The sequence below is a fragment of the Pannonibacter phragmitetus genome (genome assembly GCF_050510895.1).
Taxonomy (GTDB): Bacteria; Pseudomonadota; Alphaproteobacteria; order Rhizobiales; family Stappiaceae; genus Pannonibacter; species Pannonibacter phragmitetus_B.
In genome coordinates, this window is the sequence record NZ_JBNINT010000001.1 from 1,561,589 (window position 1) to 1,578,619 (window position 17,031).

General features: G+C 63.0%; 14 protein-coding genes, 1 tRNA gene and 1 pseudogene. 5 read left to right on the forward strand and 11 right to left on the reverse strand.

What is annotated here, in order from left to right; all coding sequences use genetic code 11:
* Positions 1-617: 617 nt before the first annotated feature.
* Positions 618-691, reverse strand: a tRNA-Gln gene (locus ACQB61_RS07320).
* A 1,045-nt stretch (positions 692-1,736) separates the two neighbouring features.
* Here ACQB61_RS07320 and ACQB61_RS07325 point away from each other — a divergent pair.
* The 5 genes and pseudogenes from ACQB61_RS07325 to ACQB61_RS07345 all read left to right on the forward strand — a co-directional run bounded on the left by ACQB61_RS07325 (position 1,737) and on the right by ACQB61_RS07345 (position 7,593).
* A complete protein-coding gene (locus ACQB61_RS07325) occupies positions 1,737-3,098 on the forward strand; it encodes a Ppx/GppA phosphatase family protein (RefSeq protein WP_430514319.1) in 1,362 nt (453 codons plus the stop codon).
* Positions 3,095-3,842, forward strand: a pseudogene (locus ACQB61_RS07330) (RlmE family RNA methyltransferase). Before ACQB61_RS07325 ends, ACQB61_RS07330 begins: the two are co-directional and overlap by 4 nt.
* 219 nt (positions 3,843-4,061) lie before the next feature.
* Positions 4,062-5,564 carry an IMP dehydrogenase gene (gene guaB / locus ACQB61_RS07335; protein ID WP_430512097.1) on the forward strand — a complete coding sequence of 501 codons (1,503 nt, stop codon included), beginning with the start codon at positions 4,062-4,064 and terminating at the stop codon, positions 5,562-5,564.
* A 71-nt stretch (positions 5,565-5,635) separates the two neighbouring features.
* A complete protein-coding gene (locus tag ACQB61_RS07340; RefSeq protein ID WP_430514320.1) occupies positions 5,636-6,928 on the forward strand; it encodes an RsmB/NOP family class I SAM-dependent RNA methyltransferase in 1,293 nt (430 codons plus the stop codon).
* A gap of 164 nt (positions 6,929-7,092) precedes the next feature.
* A complete protein-coding gene (locus ACQB61_RS07345) occupies positions 7,093-7,593 on the forward strand; it encodes a DUF4405 domain-containing protein (RefSeq protein WP_430512098.1) in 501 nt (166 codons plus the stop codon).
* 103 nt (positions 7,594-7,696) lie between these two features.
* On the opposite strand, the gene ACQB61_RS07350 is transcribed toward ACQB61_RS07345, so the two are convergent.
* From ACQB61_RS07350 to topA, 10 genes are all read right to left on the reverse strand, one after another.
* A complete protein-coding gene (locus tag ACQB61_RS07350; protein WP_430512099.1) occupies positions 7,697-8,116 on the reverse strand; it encodes a hypothetical protein in 420 nt (139 codons plus the stop codon).
* A gap of 97 nt (positions 8,117-8,213) precedes the next feature.
* Positions 8,214-8,654: a hypothetical protein gene (locus tag ACQB61_RS07355; RefSeq protein ID WP_430512100.1), complete on the reverse strand. Its 441-nt coding sequence runs from the start codon at positions 8,652-8,654 to the stop codon at positions 8,214-8,216.
* Positions 8,655-8,730: 76 nt separating this feature from the next.
* Positions 8,731-9,075, reverse strand: coding sequence for an NHLP leader peptide family RiPP precursor (locus tag ACQB61_RS07360; protein WP_430512101.1), 345 nt, complete (start codon positions 9,073-9,075; stop codon positions 8,731-8,733).
* A 25-nt stretch (positions 9,076-9,100) separates the two neighbouring features.
* Positions 9,101-9,484: an NHLP leader peptide family RiPP precursor gene (locus ACQB61_RS07365; RefSeq protein WP_430512102.1), complete on the reverse strand. Its 384-nt coding sequence runs from the start codon at positions 9,482-9,484 to the stop codon at positions 9,101-9,103.
* A gap of 36 nt (positions 9,485-9,520) precedes the next feature.
* The gene (locus ACQB61_RS07370) at positions 9,521-9,904 is read right to left on the reverse strand and encodes an NHLP leader peptide family RiPP precursor (protein WP_430512103.1); all 384 of its coding nucleotides are present in this window, start codon (positions 9,902-9,904) and stop codon (positions 9,521-9,523) included.
* 414 nt (positions 9,905-10,318) lie between these two features.
* Positions 10,319-10,486: a 50S ribosomal protein L33 gene (gene rpmG / locus ACQB61_RS07375; RefSeq protein ID WP_019966402.1), complete on the reverse strand. Its 168-nt coding sequence runs from the start codon at positions 10,484-10,486 to the stop codon at positions 10,319-10,321.
* Between the two features lie 164 nt (positions 10,487-10,650).
* Positions 10,651-11,397, reverse strand: a complete 747-nt coding sequence (locus ACQB61_RS07380; RefSeq protein WP_430512104.1) for an NUDIX hydrolase — start codon at positions 11,395-11,397, stop codon at positions 10,651-10,653.
* 15 nt (positions 11,398-11,412) lie between these two features.
* Positions 11,413-11,814, reverse strand: a complete 402-nt coding sequence (locus ACQB61_RS07385; RefSeq protein WP_430512105.1) for a DUF983 domain-containing protein — start codon at positions 11,812-11,814, stop codon at positions 11,413-11,415.
* Between the two features lie 67 nt (positions 11,815-11,881).
* Entirely contained in the window at positions 11,882-14,116 is a 2,235-nt protein-coding gene (gene rnr / locus ACQB61_RS07390; RefSeq protein ID WP_430514321.1) for a ribonuclease R, read from the reverse strand.
* On the reverse strand, positions 14,070-17,000 hold the full coding sequence (gene topA, locus ACQB61_RS07395; protein WP_430512106.1) for a type I DNA topoisomerase: 2,931 nt from the start codon (positions 16,998-17,000) through the stop codon (positions 14,070-14,072). Before topA ends, rnr begins: the two co-directional genes overlap by 47 nt.
* Between the last annotated feature and the right edge of the window lie 31 nt (positions 17,001-17,031).

The window sequence follows — 17,031 nt, forward strand, 5'->3', positions numbered from 1 at the left end:
GAGACTTGGAAACTGACGAAACAACGCCTCCAGCCTGTCCGGTCGTCCGTCTAAAAACTGTCGTGTACGCTGGATCGCTCGCTCTTGCGCGGCTGTTTCCAGAGGGATGAGTCCAATGAAGGGCGGTGCCTTTGCCTCTTGCCGACGCCTGCGGATCAAGAAGTCAGCGGTCTTGCAGCCCACGATGCATCCTTCCTTCTGCCCAATTTATCTGGTGCGAGTCGCTCGCAATTCCTTTTTATGAAATCAGTAACAACTCATAAATCTACGGACAAGATGATTGTGGCTTTTAGGGAGAGCAATCTAAAATATATATTGGTCGCCGCCTAAGAGTAGGTGTGGGGCAGCAACGAGAGCAGGGGCTCTAATGAGTCACTCATTGGGTCGGCGACCGATAGAGGCATCTCGGGGCGGGAGCGCCATTACCAGATGTTTCCACGGCGCAGGAGGTTTTGAACGTCATGCCGGCGAGCCATAGCCCAAATATCCTTGAGCCGGAGTGTGCGTTTGGGCATCACGTCCGGGGACCAGTTTGGGGCATCAGTTGGATGAAATGACATAAATCGCAGTGTCGATACTGCAATTTTATCAATGATATCAAATGCTTGATGAGCTGATGGCTGGGGAACCTGGATTCGAACCAGGACTAACGGAGTCAGAGTCCGTGGGTCTACCGTTAACCTATTCCCCAGTAGACGCCTTGTGGCGGGCGGCGCTTGGTGGCGCTGCGATGAGGGGGCTTATAGCGGCTTGGGGGCGGGGGATCAACTGGGGAGAGGCAAAAAATGAAACGGCTATGCGCCTGTGGATGAATGATCTCAAGCGTTTGAAAAAATGGCGGAAACCGGGGCGAAAACCGGGTGTTCAAAATTTGTACTGCCGCCGCCTTGCCTGATCTGTATCGGGGGAGGCCGCTTGGTGCCACATTCGGATGCGCCGTCCGGGTTTTTATCAGCTTGTTTTGAAGGCTTCTGCGCTTTCCTTCCGCCTTTCCTGTCCCTTCCGCTTTGCCGCCTTTGCGCTACGGCGGGCAAGCTGATACACTTTGGCCAACATTATCTTGTTGCGCGCGCTGTCCCGTTCCGGCGACCGGAAACATGGGGACTGGCATCGGGGACCGGCGCTGGCGCAGAAGGGCATTCAGGTGGAAGAGCACGGTCAGGATGCTGCCCCGGCAAGGGAGCGGCAGGCTGGTGCGGCTTCGGTTCAGGACGCGCGGCCCGGCAAGGGCCCGCGCAAGAAGCGCCGTTCCAAGGGCAGGGGCGGCGCCCAGAAGCGAATCGAGAACGGGCCAGTTGCGCCCGGACCGCAGGCGGAAACGTCTTCGGGGCCGCGTCCGGCAAAAAGAAGCACAGGCGCCGTCCGCGTGCCGATCAGCGGCCCAACCGCGCCGAGCGGCGCGCCTGCCTGCAGGGTGAGGATGCCCTTGCAGACGGGATTGCGGAAAAACTGCAGGCCCACAGGGTGGGCAGGCTGCATCCGGTCACAGCGGCCGTGGCGGTCAAGCAGGTTCCGGTCATGGTCATCATGCGCGGCATGCCCGTGGCGGGCGCCCCGGTTTCAAGGGGCGTGGCGGGGGTGCGGCTGCAGGTCAGTCGCCAGCTCATGCGTCTGGCCATGCGTTTGGCCAGTCTGGGGGGCAATCTGGTGGTCAGTCCGCCGGTCTACCTTCGGGGTCTTCTTCTCACAAATCTCAGTCAGGCTCTGCCTCCTCGGGGCATGAATCCTTGCGCCATATGGGGCACGCTGCACCGGCACATGCCGGAGCAGGTTCTGCCGGGGCCGGGCAGACAGTGCATCCGGGTGCTGAAACGGAGGGGGCTGGTGGACGTGGCCGCCGGCGGCGCCGCGGCCGTGGCGCTGCACGCGGGGCGCATTCTCCCTCCGCCCAGCCGGCAGCGCGCGGTGCTTCGGAAGGAAATGCCGCTGACGGGGAGCGTGCTGCCCAGCAAGCCACCCGGCACGCCATGGAGCCGCGGTCTCAGCTGCGCCCACAGTTGCGCCCACAGCCGCGCCATGATCTGCCGCAGCCGCGCCGGTCCGGTTTTGAAGCCGGGCGTTCCGGCGAGGCGGACGGTGATCTTTATGCCGCGCTTGACCTTGGCACCAACAACTGCCGCCTGCTGATTGCCAAGCCGGACGAGCGGGGCTTTCGCGTTGTCGATGCCTATTCGCGCATTGTAAGGCTGGGTGAGGGCGTTGGCGCCAGCCGCCGCCTCAGCGATGCTGCCATGGAGCGTGCCATCGAGGCGCTGGACAGCTGCCACCGCAAACTGGCCGAGCGCGGCGTGCGCCGCTCGCGCCTGATTGCGACGGAAGCCTGCCGTGCGGCCGAGAACGGCGAAGAGTTCATCGCCCGTGTCCAGCGGGAAACGGGTTTGGCGCTGGAGATTGTCAACCGGGAGACGGAAGCCCGTCTGGCGGTGGCAGGCTGTGCCTCGCTGGTGGACAGGGATGCGGACGGTGTGCTGCTGTTTGATATTGGCGGCGGCTCGTCGGAAATCGTCTGGCTGGATCTGCGCAACCGGGGCGGTGCGCGCGGCTATGCGCTGACGCGTTTCATCCGCGCCTGGGTGTCTTTGCCCGTTGGCGTTGTCAATCTGGCTGAGCGCCATGGCGGCATGGATGTGAGCCACGAAGTCTTCGAGGCGATGATTGACGATGTCAGCAGCCACCTCGATGGTTCGGCACTGGGGGCAGGGCTTAGCGAGGCGATGGCCTCCAGCAACATGCACATGCTGGGCACCTCCGGCACGGTGACGACGCTGGCGGGGGTGCATTTCGGCCTGCGCCGCTATGACCGGCGCCGTGTGGACGGCGCCTGGCTGGCGGATGAGGATGTGTCGGCCATGGTTGCCAAGCTGCGCGACATGTCCTACCGGGAGCGGGTGGAAAACCCCTGCATCGGCGCCGACAGGGCTGACCTGGTGCTGGCGGGCTGCGCCATTCTGGAAGCCATCCGCCGCCGCTGGACCTGTGCGCGCCTGCGTGTGGCCGACCGGGGCTTGCGTGAGGGAATTCTGACCGAACTGATGGCTGCGGATGGCGTATGGTCCCGCGGCGGACGCGGCCACAAGGGCCAGAAAGGAAGATCATGACAGGCGGCAAGCGCGGAGCGGGTGATCGCGGCCTGCATGTGCGGGTGAAGACGGCGGCCAAGCGCAAGGAATCATCCACGCGCTGGCTGGAGCGGCACCTCAATGATCCTTATGTCCGGCGGTCCAAGATCGACGGCTACCGGTCGCGGGCAGCCTACAAGCTGCTGGAAATCGACGAGAAGCTAAACCTGTTGCGGCCGGGCCTGAGGGTGGTGGACCTGGGGGCGGCACCCGGCGGCTGGTGTCAGGTTCTGGCTGACGTGGTCAAGTCAACGCCGGAAGAGCCGCTGGTTGTCGGCATTGACTATCTCGACATGGATCATCTGCCGGGCGTCGTGCTGCTCAAGAAGGATTTTCTTGACGATGATGCGCCCGACGCACTGATTGCTGCCCTTGGCGGGCACAAGCCGGATCTGGTGCTGTCGGACATGGCGGCGCCCACCACGGGCCACCGCAAGACCGACCATCTGCGCACCACCCACCTGTTTGAGGTGGCGATTGATTTCGCGCTGACAGAATCTGGCACCGGGTGGGGCTTTTCTTGCGAAGGTTTTCCGGGGCGGCACGGAGAATCAGCTGCTGACTGACCTGAAAAAGTCCTTTGATTCTGTCGCGCACATCAAGCCGCCGGCCAGCCGCAAGGAAAGCCCGGAACTCTACGTGGTCGCCAAGGGGTTCAGGGGCAATCGCGCCACCTCACGGGATCCGCGCCTGATGCAGGACGAGGGAGACGGGGAAGACTGAGTTTTTGGGCCGGGATGCGCTGTGTCTGACAGTGCCGCAGCGTCAGCCACTCCCTCAGGCCATCCATTTGTCACAGCTTGTTTGTTTGCTCTTTCCAAGCTGTCACCTGCGTGTTATTCACCCGCGCCAACTTCTCCGGCATTGCCGAAGCGCATCCTGCCGCCGCCGCCTTCCCAAGGGCTGGCGGGTTCAGGCATTTCAACTCAAGGGGAATTGGCCATGGCTTCATTTTTCGTTCCGACCACCGGCGTTGATGCGCTGACCTTTGATGACGTCCTGCTGATGCCGGGCCATTCGGAAGTCATGCCGGGCCAGACCGACGTGCGCACCCGCATCACCCGCGGTATTGAACTGAACCTGCCGATCCTGTCCTCCGCCATGGACACGGTGACGGAAGCCCGCCTCGCCATTGCCATGGCCCAGGCCGGCGGCATCGGCGTGGTGCACCGCAACCTCACCCTCGACCAGCAAGCCGAGCAGGTGCGCCAGGTGAAGAAGTTCGAATCCGGCATGGTGGTAAACCCGGTCGTTATCGGCCCGGACGCCACCCTCAAGGACGCACTGGACCTGATGAAGGCCTATGGCATTTCCGGCATTCCGGTGGTGGAAAACGGCGGCAGCGGCGGTCTGGTCACCGGCCGTCTGGTGGGCGTGCTCACCAACCGTGATGTGCGATTCGCCACCAACCCCGGCCAGAAGGTCTACGAGCTGATGACGCGGGAAAACCTCGTCACCGTGCGCGATACGGTCAGCCAGGAAGAAGCCAAGCGCCTTCTGCACCAGCACCGCATCGAGAAGCTGCTGGTGGTGGATGATGCCTATAACTGCATCGGCCTCGTCACCGTCAAGGACATTGAAAAGGCCCACCTCAACCCCAATGCCACCAAGGACGAGCAGGGCCGTCTGCGTGTTGCCGCTGCCACCAGCGTGGGCGAGGAAGGCATGCAGCGGGCAGAGCGCCTGATTGATGCGGGCGTTGACCTTGTGGTGGTGGACACCGCCCATGGCCATTCAGCCCGTGTTCTGGAAATGGTGAGCAAGGTGAAGGCCTTGTCCAACGGCGTTCAGGTGCTTGCCGGTAACGTTGCCACCCGCGACGGCACCAAGGCGCTGATCGACGCCGGTGCGGATGCGGTGAAGGTCGGCATCGGGCCGGGCTCCATCTGCACCACCCGTATCGTTGCAGGCGTCGGCATGCCGCAGCTGACGGCCATTCTGGAAGCCTGCGACGAGGCCACCAAGCTGGGCGTTCCTGTCATCGCCGATGGCGGCATCAAGTATTCGGGCGATCTGGCCAAGGCGCTGGCCGCCGGTGCTTCGGCTGCCATGGTCGGTTCGCTGCTGGCCGGTACTGAGGAAAGCCCCGGCGAGGTCTATCTGCATCAGGGCCGCTCCTACAAGGCTTACCGCGGCATGGGCTCGGTAGGCGCCATGGCGCGCGGTTCGGCCGACCGTTACTTCCAGGCAGAAGTGCGCGACACGCTGAAGCTGGTGCCGGAAGGCATCGAGGGCCAGGTGCCGTACAAGGGTCCGCTGTCCAGCGTGCTGCATCAGCTGGCCGGTGGCCTGCGCGCTGCCATGGGCTACGTGGGCGCAAAGACCATCCCGGAGCTTCAGGAAAAGGCCCGCTTCGTGCGCATCACCGGTGCAGGCCTGCGTGAAAGCCACGCACATGACGTGACGATCACGCGCGAAAGCCCGAATTACCCGACGAATATCTGAACATTTGACATGATACAGTCCTGCGCAGGAGCATGAAGCCCTGCGCAGGACAACGGAACCGGAGTTGCATGATGAAGGACGGCGGACGCCTTGCAGCGGCGATCGAGGTGCTGGGTGAGGTGGAGAGCCGCCGCCGCCCGGTGCAGGAGGCCCTGAAGGACTGGGGCAATGGCCACCGGTTCGCCGGGTCGGGCGACCGCACCATCATCGGCAATCTGGTGTTCGATGCCCTGCGCCATCAGCTTAGCCTCGGCTGGCAGATGCGTTCGGGAAGCCCGCGCGCGCTGGCGCTGGCAACCTATGCCCGCCTCTGGGGGCAGGGCGTGCCGCGCCTCATCGAGGTGCTGGCCGATGACCGCCATGCACCCGAAGCGCTGACTGAAGACGAAATTTCATTCCTCTCCACGGACCGCGAGGAAGCCGCACCTGACCATGTGACGGCCGATGTGCCTGAATGGCTGTGGCCGATGTTCACCGATGCCTTTGGCGCGGCAGCCGTCGCCGAAGGGCAGGCGCTTGCAGCCCGTGCGCCGATTGATCTGCGGGTCAACACGCTGAAGGCCACGCGGGAAAAGGTGCTGAAACGCCTCGGCGAAGAGGGCGCGGTGGAAACCGGCCTGTCGCCGCAGGGCTTGCGCATTGCCCCGCGTCCCGGCGCCGCCCGCATGCCGCATGTGCAGGCGGAAGAGGGCTATCGCAAGGGCTGGTTCGAGCTTCAGGACGAGGCCAGCCAGCTGGCGGCGCTCATTGCAGCTCCAAAGCCCGGCGAACAGGTACTGGATTTGTGCGCCGGTGGCGGCGGCAAGACGCTGGCGCTCGCGGCTCTCATGGAGAACCGGGGGCAGATCTATGCCTATGATTCCGACCGGTTGCGCCTTGCGCCCATTCATGAGCGTCTTGCCCGTGCAGGGGCGCGCAATGTGCAGGTGCGTGATCCCAAGTCGTCCTCGCTTGAGGATCTGGAAGGGCAGATGGATCTGGTCTTCGTCGATGCACCTTGTACGGGTACGGGCGTGTGGCGTCGGCGGCCTGATTCCAAGTGGCGCCTGACCGAAAAGGCTCTTGGTGAGCGCATGGAAGATCAGGCCCGCGTGCTGGATACGGCGGCGCGTTTCGTCAAACCGGGCGGGCGGCTGGTCTATGCCACCTGTTCGCTGCTGCCGCAGGAAAACGGTGGCCAGATCGAGGCTTTCCTTGGGCGTGACAGCCGGTTTGAGAAAGGTTCGGCGGCTGCGTCCTTTACAGCTGCGCTGCCGGGCAAGGCTCTTCCAGCCCACACCACCGCTGAAGGGCATCTGGTGCTCTCCCCGGCTTCAACCTCGACGGATGGTTTCTTCGTTTCCGTGTTGCGCCGCAAGGCTTGAACCGGTCAGATCCGCCGCGCTGATGTCAACATCTTCGCGGCGGCATCCCGTTGATTACGTATCGTTACAATTGGATACGCGCACGGACAGTAGCAGGTGCTATGGAATCTGGAGCCAAAGGCAACCGCGATCAGGCGGTGCCCGATAGCCAAAGGTTTCCTGCCATGCGTGATCTTCTCTTCAAATGGGCAACCCCTCTGACTGCGGGGTTGTTTCTTGTCTCCACCATTTCCGGTGTGGCTCTTTTCTTCGGCTGGCAGTCCGGCCTCTTCCACGAGATGCATGAAGTGCTGTCCATGGTGCTGCTGGCGCCTGTGGCCGTTCACCTGTGGCGCAACTGGAAGCCGATGCTATGCTACTTCCGCCGTGCCGCCATGCCGCTGGCGCTGGTGGGAAGTCTTGCCGCAGGCGGGTTCTTTGCGGCTGAAGCCTTGACTGGGCCGGGCCGCAGCGGCAATCCGGCTATGGCCATGGTTGCGGCTATTCAGAAGGCGCCCCTGTCTGCTGTGGCGCCGGTTCTTGGCCTTGAGGAAGCTGCGCTGATCGCCAGGCTTGATGCGGCAGGCATCGCGGGAGCTTCCGGTGATGACACGTTGTCAGGCCTTGCCAGCAGCCATGGTGAATCTTCCATGGCCATGCTTGCCAAGGCGGTGAAAGCACCCTGATCAGCAGGGAAGCATGCGCGGCAGATGAAACTGCCGCGCAGTGGAGAGCCGAACCAAAGCCCGCATTACGCCCTGAGATAGCTCGTGCGCCATACGGGTGGTATCACCACCACGATGCGCCGTAATTGATGTCCCAGACAAAGGACGAGCCTGATCCCGGCGAGGTCGGTAGGACGGCCCATGCGGTGGAAAAATGACCGCCGGTCTGCGGAGGCCTCTGGAAGACGAAGAAGTTGTTCCCGGCGCCCGAGTTGTTGATCGTGAGGGTGTAGCCGCCCGACGCTGTTGCCAGTTCCTTGTCGGACAGCTCGCCCGGCAGGGGCGGCAGAACAAGCACCACCTCTCCGGCGGCCTCTTCAATGACGCGGAAGGTCAGATCGTCTTTGGGAGCCAGACCGAAGATTTCGGTGACGGCTTCAGCGGGGTTGCTGACGAGCCTTGCACGAAACTCTGCATCACTTGCTGCCTTCTCACGCAGGAATGCCTCGCAGGCAAGACGGGCAGGGACGTTTTCTTCGCTCATGATAAGGTCCTTACGAGAGTTTGACCGGTAAAATGAAGAGATACTGAGGGGCGGCGTCTGACACAGTGGCAAGACCGGGAACCAGAGGCACATGCCGTCACTTGGCCCCGTAAAGCGTGTAGCCTTCCTGCCAGTTGATCTGGTTGGCCTTGAAGGGATCTGCAAACGCCCAGACAGGCGCCGCTGTCCCGGCCCTCGATTTGATCAGAGTGATGTTGTAGCTGCCACCTGGCGTGGTTGTGGCGAGGTCGTTTGGGTCGATCGAAATGTTGAGCGTGAGCCCGCCTGATGCGGTGGCCAGCTCCTTGTCGGACAGCTCGTCCGGCAGCGGGGGCAGAACAAAGACGATCTCTTCCGGGCCTTCCTCTATGACGCGGAAACTCACTCCTGCATCCGGTGCGTCTCCGAACGTGCTGGAAATGGCCTCTGCCGGATCTGCGGTCAGCATTTTACGGAAGGATGGATCTGTGGCTGCTTTTTCGCTCAAGACGGCTTCAGCTGCAAGGCGTGCCGGCAGGGTCAGGAATTCCTCAGACATGTGCAATCTCCTGTCCTCCGCAAGGATGAAGTTGAAAGGGCAGGGCAAAGGGAGCTGAGCAATCTCCCCTTGCCGCTCATTTCAGCATGCCAATAACGGCAGGCATGCCAGGTGTCCGGAAACGGTCCAGAACAGAAGCCCAGAAGGACCCTGCGGGCGGCGCAGCTGCGGCAGGTCCGTATCCGCCGGAGGCGGCGTCCAGTTGCCGGTCGGAGAGCTGATCCACAGCAGCGGGCAGCACGAGCAAGACCTCACCGGGCACTTCCTCAAGTACACGGAAGATCATGCTATCGGGCAAGGCTGCGCCAAGCGCCGCTGCCGGATCGCGGATGAGTTCGGCGCGGAAGTTTGCGTCAGTGGCTGCCTTGCTGCGCAGAGCGGCCTCGCAGGCGACGCGGGTTTCCAGAGTTTTGCTGGTCATGATGCCGTGCTTTCAAAGGATGAGATCAGGTGCGGCGGAAAGGAAACCAGCCTGTGTAAAGTGTGGGCCAGCCCATGGCGTTGTTGCCGCCGCCGGGGAGTTTGACGTTGGCCTGGGTGACGGAATCGGTCACCTGCGCATTCACAACCGCGCCAAAGCCGCCTGCAACGTCTTCAAGTTCCTTGCCCGACAGCTCATCAGCAGTGGCAGGCAGGACCAGAGACACTTCGCCCGGCTTTTCCTCGATGATGCGGATGGAAATGCCCGGCTGCACTGCGATGCCGAACGCTGCTTCCAGAGCCGCTGCCGGGTTCGCCGTCAGCGCTGTACGGAAGGCCGTATCTGTTGCTGCCTTTTCCTGGATGGCCGCTTCAAGTTCAAGACGGTTGGTGATGGGTGTGTTTGCCATGTCTGTCTTACCTTTGTTTCTTGCCGGAAGAGGGGATCAGCGCATGTTGCCAATGACCTTCCAGTTGCCCTTGGCAGCGTTGTTGATATGGCTGACCAGAGTGTCGAAGGCTGCCTGGCGGGCGGGCGAGTTGAGGAAGGCCATGATCTCGGCCTGCGAAGGCATGCCGCCGGCGACTTGGTCGAGGTCCCGCTCGGACAGCTCATCCGCGTTGGTGATTGCTGGCAGAACCAGAACCACTTCTCCCGGTTTTTCTTCGATGACCCGGAGCTGAAAGGCGGGAACGTCCTGCGCTCCGAAAATCTCTTCAAGCAGCGGTTTCGTGTCCGTCATGAGCATGTTGCGGAAGGCGGGGTCCTGATCAGCCCTTGTGCGAAGTGCTGCCTCCAGGGTCTGGCGGGCATCCAGCATCATGTCCATCGGTCTTGTCTCCGTGCAGTTTGATGTGGCACCACATTACCGGCAGCAGAGAGGGGCCGGAGAGATAGACCTTGAAAGTTCCGTCAAGATGGAGATGGCGAACGTTCAAAGGCATGTGCCGCATGATCGCGCCATGCCCCAAGTTTACAATGCATCGAGCCATCCCATTTCGTCATGCCATGGCTCGGCCATGGCATCCACTGCGTGGGCTTTCCATGCAGGCAGTCCGCCGATTGTACTGCAACACGCCGCCGCGTAGTGAGGGCAGGGTACGGCTGCCATGATCAAGTCATGGCATGACGGAGGGTGAAAGGGAGTTTGCAAACAGCAAGAAACCCGCAAAGCGATGCCTTGCGGGTTTCTTGAAGGAAGATCATGTCCTGCGCTCTGCCATGCCAGGCGGAGCAGCGCGGATTACTTGATCTTGGTTTCCTTGAACTCGACGTGCTTCTTCGCAACCGGGTCATACTTCCGCATGGACATCTTCTCGGTCATGGTGCGGGAGTTCTTCTTGGTCACGTAGAAGAAACCGGTGTCAGCGGTGGAAAGCAGCTTGATTTTGATGGTGGTCGCCTTGGCCATAGCCTTCGATCCTGTTCTGGTTAGTCCGGCAAACGCTCAATGCGGCCAGTCTCTGGCGCCCTTTGAGTTCGCTGCGGTGTCACGAAATCAGGGCGCAAACTACTCATAAGCCAGCCAAAGTCAAGCTCTGGCGCGGGCTACCCGCAAAAATCCCCGGCAATGGCTCAGATCAGCTCCCGGGCGAAGCCGTTTCCACGCGCAAAATAGAGCGGAACCGGTGTTTCTGGTGCCAGATCCGGGTCATGTGCAAGCCTTTCGGCAAGATCGGAGAGAATCTTCTGGGTGATGATGGGCAGGTCCGCATCGCGCGTTTCGTCCAGCGTCAGCCAGGCAATGTCCTCAAGCTCGCCCGAAGGTCCGGTGCCCTGCGGCAGGCGGTCCGCGATTCCATCGGCGAAGACGGCCAGAAAACGGGTGTCAAAGCGGCGTGAACGGCCCGGCGGCGTGATGGCGCGGGCGATCATCCGCACGGGCGACAGGTCCAGTTCGATGCCCCGCTCTGAAAAGGCCTGAAAATCGCCTTTTGCGGGCCACTGGCGCCCGGTTTGACGGCCAATGAACAACCCGGCCTCTTCGTATGTCTCGCGCACAGCGGCCACTGCCAGCGCCTTAAGGCGCGACGGTGTCAGCTTGCCGCCCTTCGGCAGCACAGTGAGTTTGCGCTCCACCTCCGGGTGATAGCTGGAAGAGACAGCCACACGGGAATCGCCCGGATCAACCCGCCCGCCGGGGAAGACGAACTTGCCCGGCATGAAGGTGTGGCGCCGGTGACGCTTGCCCATGAGAACGCGCAAGGGGCCACCGCTGCGGTCAAGGATCAGCAGCGTCGAGGCATCCTTGGGACGGATGTAGGCGTGGCCGGTGTGGGTCTGGGCTTCCTTGTGGAGGGCGGCAAGGCCTTCGTCGCTCATGTCAGACTCAGCTTCTCAGGGGCTGCGGTGGCTGGCAGCGGGATCAGGTTCGGGCAGGTCTTCGATGGATTCGGGGTCGAAGCCATGCATGTAGAGCGCCCATTGAAGCCCGATCAGAGCACCTTTGACTGGCCGCAGGAAGCCCAATGAAAGGATGACCGTCAGCGGCAGCCACAGGGCCATGTGGATCCACACGGCCGGACGCCATGCAAATTCAACCACCATCATGGCCGGTACAATGATGTGTCCGACGATGGTTATGGTGAAATAGGGCGGGGCATCATCGGCGCGCTGGTGGTGCAGTTGCTCGCCGCATACCGTGCAGGCCGGGTTCACCGTCAGATAGCCGGTGAAGATCTTTCCCTCGCCGCAGGCCGGACACCGGCACGCAAAGCCACGCAGGATGGATTGTCCCACGTTGCGCTTCGGCTTTTCGACAACAGGTTCGTCAGGGCCTTCCCCGTCAGATACTGCAAGCCCATAACTATCTCTTCCCCCTCCGTCCCGGGGTGAAACCGCCTTTGCGGGCGGGTGAACTGCGTCCGCCCGGACCTGATGAACCACCCTTCCGGCGTCTGCCCTTCTCGGTGATGCGCCCCTCGCTCAGCAGCGCAAAGCGCAGGGCCCCGGCAAAGGGCGCCGCTTCCACCAGTTCAACCTCTACCTTGTCACCAAGCTGGTGGGTTTCGCCAGTTCTCTCGCCGATCAGCGCATGCGACGCTTCGTCATAGCGGTAATAGTCGTGACCGATGGTGGAGGCTGGAATAAAGCCGTCCGCGCCCGTGTCATCCAGGCGGATGAACATGCCCGACTTGACGACGCCCGCAATGCGGCCTGTGAAGCGGGCGCCGACGCGCTCGCTCATCCAGAGCGCAATCAGCCGGTCGATGGTGTCCCGCTCGGCCAGCATGGCCCGGCGCTCGGCAGCGGAAACTTCCGCACCGATGGCGGCGAGCTTGCCGTCAATTTCCTCCGGCAGTCCATCGGAGCCGAACCCCAGCGCCCGGATCAGCCCGCGGTGCACGATGAGGTCGGCATAGCGGCGGATGGGCGAGGTGAAATGGGCATAGCGGCGCAGGTTAAGGCCGAAGTGGCCGATGTTGTCCGGCGCATATTCGGCCTGGGCCTGCGAACGCAGGATCACCTCGTTGACGAGATGGGCCTGCGGCGTGTCCTTCACCTTGGCCAGAATGCCGTTGAAGGTCGCCGGGCGAAGGCCGCCAGCGGACGGCAGCTTCATGTCAAGAGTGGACAGGAAGTCCTTCAGTGACTGCAGCTTCTCCGGGCTCGATGCATCGTGGATGCGGTAGAGCAGGGGCACTTTCCGCTTCTCCAGCGTTTCGGCAGCCGAAACGTTGGCCTGGATCATGCATTCCTCGATCAGCTTGTGCGCATCAAGCCGCTCCGGGATGAAGACGTAATCGACCGTGCCATCTGCCTTCAGCTTGATCTTGCGCTCCGGCAGGTCAAGCTCCAGCGGCTCGCGGGCATCGCGGCCACGGGTCAGGCACTCATAGGCTGCCCACAGGGGCTTGAGGATGGGCTCCAGCAGCGGGTCGGTCTTGTCATCCGTCTGGCCGTCGATGGCTGCCTGCGCTTGGCTGTAGGAGAGTTTTGCAGCCGAGCGGATCAGCACCCGGTGAAACGTGTGCGCGATCTTGCGGCCGGTCTTGTCGAAGACCATGCGCACGGCCATGGACGGCCGGTCAACACCTTCCTTCAGCGAGCACAGATCGTTGGAAATACGCTCCGGCAGCATCGGGATCACCCGGTCGGGGAAATAGACCGAGTTGCCGCGCAGATGCGCTTCCCGGTCCAGCGCCGTGCCGGGCCGCACGTAATAGGCGACATCGGCAATGGCGACAAAGACCACATGGCCGCCTTCGTTGGCCGGGTCCTCGTCGGCTTCCGCATAGACAGCGTCGTCGTGGTCCTTGGCGTCTGCCGGGTCGATGGTGATGAAGGGGATCTTGCGCCAGTCCTCGCGCTTGCCAAGTGTCACCGCCTGTGCGCGCTCGGCTTCCAGCTCGACGGCGGCGGGGAAGACGTGGGGGATGCCATGGCTCTGCAGCGCGATTTCGGAGACCGCCATTTCCGACTTCAGCGAGCCAAAGCGGCGCACGATCCGTGCCTTCGGCGCGCCATAGCGGCCAATGCGGGTGATTTCGACGCTGACGAGGTCGCCATCCACCGCCTCTTTCAGGTCGGAGGTGTCAATGTCGAGTTCGCGCTGCTTGCGGTCGATGGGCTCCAGATAGGGCGGCATGTGCCCGGCGCGCTCGCGCAGGATGCCAAGGATGGCGCCCTGCTGGCGTTCCAGCAGTTTCAGCACACGTGCGGCGTGGGCGGCTTCCGGGCCGGGATCAAGGTCAGCAAGGCGCACCAGCGCCCGGTCACCGATGCCCGGCGTTGCGCCACGCGGCGTGTCGCGGCCCGTCAGCACCAGCACTTTCGGCGGGGTGCCTGCCTCTTCGTCCCAGTTCACCGGCTCGCCCAGCAACTCGCCATGGGCATCGCGGGCGTTGAGATAGACCACGAAAACAGGCGGCAGGTCGCCGGGGCGGATCAGGCGCTTTTGACGCTTCTCGACGACGCCTTCCTCGGCCAGATCCTTGAGGATGCGCTTCAGCTGGATGCGGGCGGCGCCGACGATGCCGAAATGGCGCGCCACTTCACGCTTGCCTGCCTTGCCCGGATTTTCTGCGACAAAGGCAAGGATGTCCTCGCGCGAGGGAAAGGCACCCGGCGTCTTGGCCGGTTTTGCGGCTCTGCCGCCGGACTTCGGTGCGCTCTTGCGGGTGCGGGCGGGGCGCTGATCGGATGCGGCGCCGCCGCCGTGGGTGCGTTTCGTGGTCAATTGGCCTCGTCTGCGGCAGTGCTGCCGGCTTTGGATCTGCTCTTGGCTGGCGCTTTCGCTGCCGCTGTCTTTGCGGTGGAGGCCTTCGCCTTCGCCGCCGTGGTCTTCTTCGCGGCAGCCTTCTTCGGCGCGGCTTCGCCGTCCTCAGCCTTCTCAGCTTTTTTGGGGCAGCTTTCTTGGTGGTGGCCTTCTTTGCGGCAGGCTTCTTGGCCGCAGCCTTCTTGCCGCCGCCCTTGGCCGCAATCAGCTCCAGCGCCTGTTCCACCGTCACAGCCTGCGGATCGGTGCCCTTGGGCAAGGTTGCGTTGACCTTGCCCCAGTTGACGTAAGGCCCGTAGCGGCCATCGCGTACGGTGATGGGGCCGCCATCGGGATGCTCGCCCAGTTCCTTCAGCGCAGCAGGCGTTGCCCGGCCCCGGGGGCCCTTGGCACGCTTTTCTGCCAGAAGATCGACGGCACGGTTGATGCCGGCGGAGAACACCTCATCGGCGGAGGAGAGGTTCGCATAAGTGCCGTCATGCAGCACGAACGGGCCAAAGCGCCCGATGCCTGCCGAGATCATCTTGCCATCTTCCGGATGCAGTCCGATTTCGCGGGGCAGTGACAGAAGCTGCAAGGCCTTGTCCAGCGTGATATCCGCCGCAGACCAGCCACGGGGCAGGGAGGCGCGCTTGGGCTTGGCTTCCTCGCCCAGCTGCACGTAAGGGCCAAAACGGCCCGTGCGCAGGGAGACATCCAGCCCGGTTTCCGGGTCGGTGCCCAGCACCTTCGGGCCATCGGCAGCCGCTTCCCCGTCCTCGCCCTCGGCGCCGCGTGCCAGCTGGCGGGTGTAATTGCATTCGGGATAGTTGTTGCAGCCGATGAAGGCGCCAAAGCGGCTGACCTTCAGCGATAGCTGGCCGGTGGCGCAGGACGGGCAGGCACGCGGGTCCTTGCCTTCTTCCTTCACGGGGAAGATATGGGCCGCCAGCAGCTCGTTCAGCGCGTCGATCACCTGTGCAACACGCAGATCCTTGGTTTCGGCCACAGCGGCTGAGAAATCGCGCCAGAAGGCGGCCAGAACCTCGCGCCAGGACAGTTCACCGGCAGAAATCCGGTCGAGCTGCTCCTCAAGGCTCGCGGTGAAGTCAAACTCCACATAGCGGGAGAAGAAGCTTTCGAGGAAGGCCGTGACGATGCGGCCCTTGTCCTGCGGCACCAGCTGCTTCTTGTCGAGGTCCACATATTCGCGGTCGCGCAGGGTCTGCAGCGTCGAGGCATAGGTGGAAGGCCGGCCGATGCCCAGCTCTTCCATCTTCTTGACGAGGCTGGCTTCCGTGTAGCGCGGCGGCGGCGTGGTGAAATGCTGGCTGGCATCGATGCCGGGCTTGCCGTCAACAGCCGCAAGGCTCAGCGGCGCGCCATCATCCACGGCCGGCAGGCGGCGGGAATCCTCATCCTCGTCGTCATCACGGCCTTCCTGATAGAGCGCGAGGAAGCCGTCAAAGCGGACAACGGAACCGGTTGCGCGCAGGGCGGCATGCTTGCCGGAGCCGCTTGCGTCAATATCGATGGTGGTGCGCTCCAGAACGGCCGACTCCATCTGGCTGGCCATGGTGCGCTTCCAGATCAGCTCGTAAAGGCGGGCCTGATCAGGGTCGAGGAACCGGGCGACATCGCGCGGGCGGCGGCCAAGGTCGGTCGGGCGCACGGCTTCGTGCGCTTCCTGCGCGTTCTTGGCTTTGGAGGAATAGAAGCGCGGCTTTTCGGGAACGTATTTGTCGCCAAAGTCACTGGCAATGACGCGGCGGGCGGCGGCAATGGCTTCGCCTGCGATCTGCACGCCATCGGTACGCATATAGGTGATGAGACCGGTCGTCTCGCCGCCAAGGGTGATGCCCTCATACAGCTTCTGCGCCACCTGCATGGTGCGCGAGGCTGAGAAGCCGAGCTTGCGGGACGCTTCCTGCTGCAGCGTGGAGGTGGTGAAGGGCGGCTGCGGATTGCGCTTGGCGGGCTTGGAGACGACACTCTCCACCCGGTAGCTGGCGCCTTCCAGCATGCGCTTGATGGTCTGCGCCTGCTCTTCGGTCTTGATGTCGAGGCGGCCGAGTTTCTTGCCCTCAAAGCCCACGACGGAAGCTGTGAAGCCATCACCCTTGGGCGTCTTCAGGCTGGCGAGGATCGACCAGTACTCTTCCTTGACGAAGGTTTCGATCTCCATTTCCCGGTCGCAGATGAGGCGCAGCGCCACGGACTGCACACGTCCGGCAGAGCGCGCACCCGGCAGCTTGCGCCACAGGACGGGGGAGAGGGTGAAACCGACGAGATAGTCGAGCGCACGGCGGGCGAGATAGGCATCCACCAGCGGCGCGTCGATCGGGCGCGGGTTCTTCATCGCCTCCAGGATCGACTGCTTGGTGATGGCGTTGAAGACGACGCGCTCGACCGGAATGTCCTTGAGCACCTTCTTCTTCTGCAAAACATCCAGCACGTGCCAGGAAATCGCCTCACCTTCGCGATCCGGGTCAGTTGCGAGGATCAGGCGGTCGGCCCCCTTCACTGCGGCGGCGATCTCGTTGAGGCGCTTCTGGGACTTGCTGTCCACCTCCCAGATCATGGCAAAGTCCTCGTCGGGACGGACGGAGCCATCCTTCGCCGGCAAGTCGCGCACGTGACCATAGGACGCCAGAACGTGATAGTCCGATCCCAGGTATTTGTTGATCGTCTTGGCCTTGGCCGGCGATTCCACAATGACGATGTTCATCACAATCCAGAAGCTGGTGAGCGGGCCGTGA

Coding starts and splice junctions, on each gene's coding strand:
- ACQB61_RS07325 (WP_430514319.1), top strand. CDS start 1,737: ATGGGGCACGCTGCACCGGCACATGCCGGAGCAGGTTCTGCCGGGGCC.
- guaB (WP_430512097.1), top strand. CDS start 4,062: ATGGCTTCATTTTTCGTTCCGACCACCGGCGTTGATGCGCTGACCTTT.
- ACQB61_RS07340 (WP_430514320.1), top strand. CDS start 5,636: ATGAAGGACGGCGGACGCCTTGCAGCGGCGATCGAGGTGCTGGGTGAG.
- ACQB61_RS07345 (WP_430512098.1), top strand. CDS start 7,093: ATGCGTGATCTTCTCTTCAAATGGGCAACCCCTCTGACTGCGGGGTTG.
- ACQB61_RS07350 (WP_430512099.1), bottom strand. CDS start 8,116: ATGAGCGAAGAAAACGTCCCTGCCCGTCTTGCCTGCGAGGCATTCCTG.
- ACQB61_RS07355 (WP_430512100.1), bottom strand. CDS start 8,654: ATGTCTGAGGAATTCCTGACCCTGCCGGCACGCCTTGCAGCTGAAGCC.
- ACQB61_RS07360 (WP_430512101.1), bottom strand. CDS start 9,075: ATGACCAGCAAAACTCTGGAAACCCGCGTCGCCTGCGAGGCCGCTCTG.
- ACQB61_RS07365 (WP_430512102.1), bottom strand. CDS start 9,484: ATGGCAAACACACCCATCACCAACCGTCTTGAACTTGAAGCGGCCATC.
- ACQB61_RS07370 (WP_430512103.1), bottom strand. CDS start 9,904: ATGGACATGATGCTGGATGCCCGCCAGACCCTGGAGGCAGCACTTCGC.
- rpmG (WP_019966402.1), bottom strand. CDS start 10,486: ATGGCCAAGGCGACCACCATCAAAATCAAGCTGCTTTCCACCGCTGAC.
- ACQB61_RS07380 (WP_430512104.1), bottom strand. CDS start 11,397: ATGAGCGACGAAGGCCTTGCCGCCCTCCACAAGGAAGCCCAGACCCAC.
- topA (WP_430512106.1), bottom strand. CDS start 17,000: ATGAACATCGTCATTGTGGAATCGCCGGCCAAGGCCAAGACGATCAAC.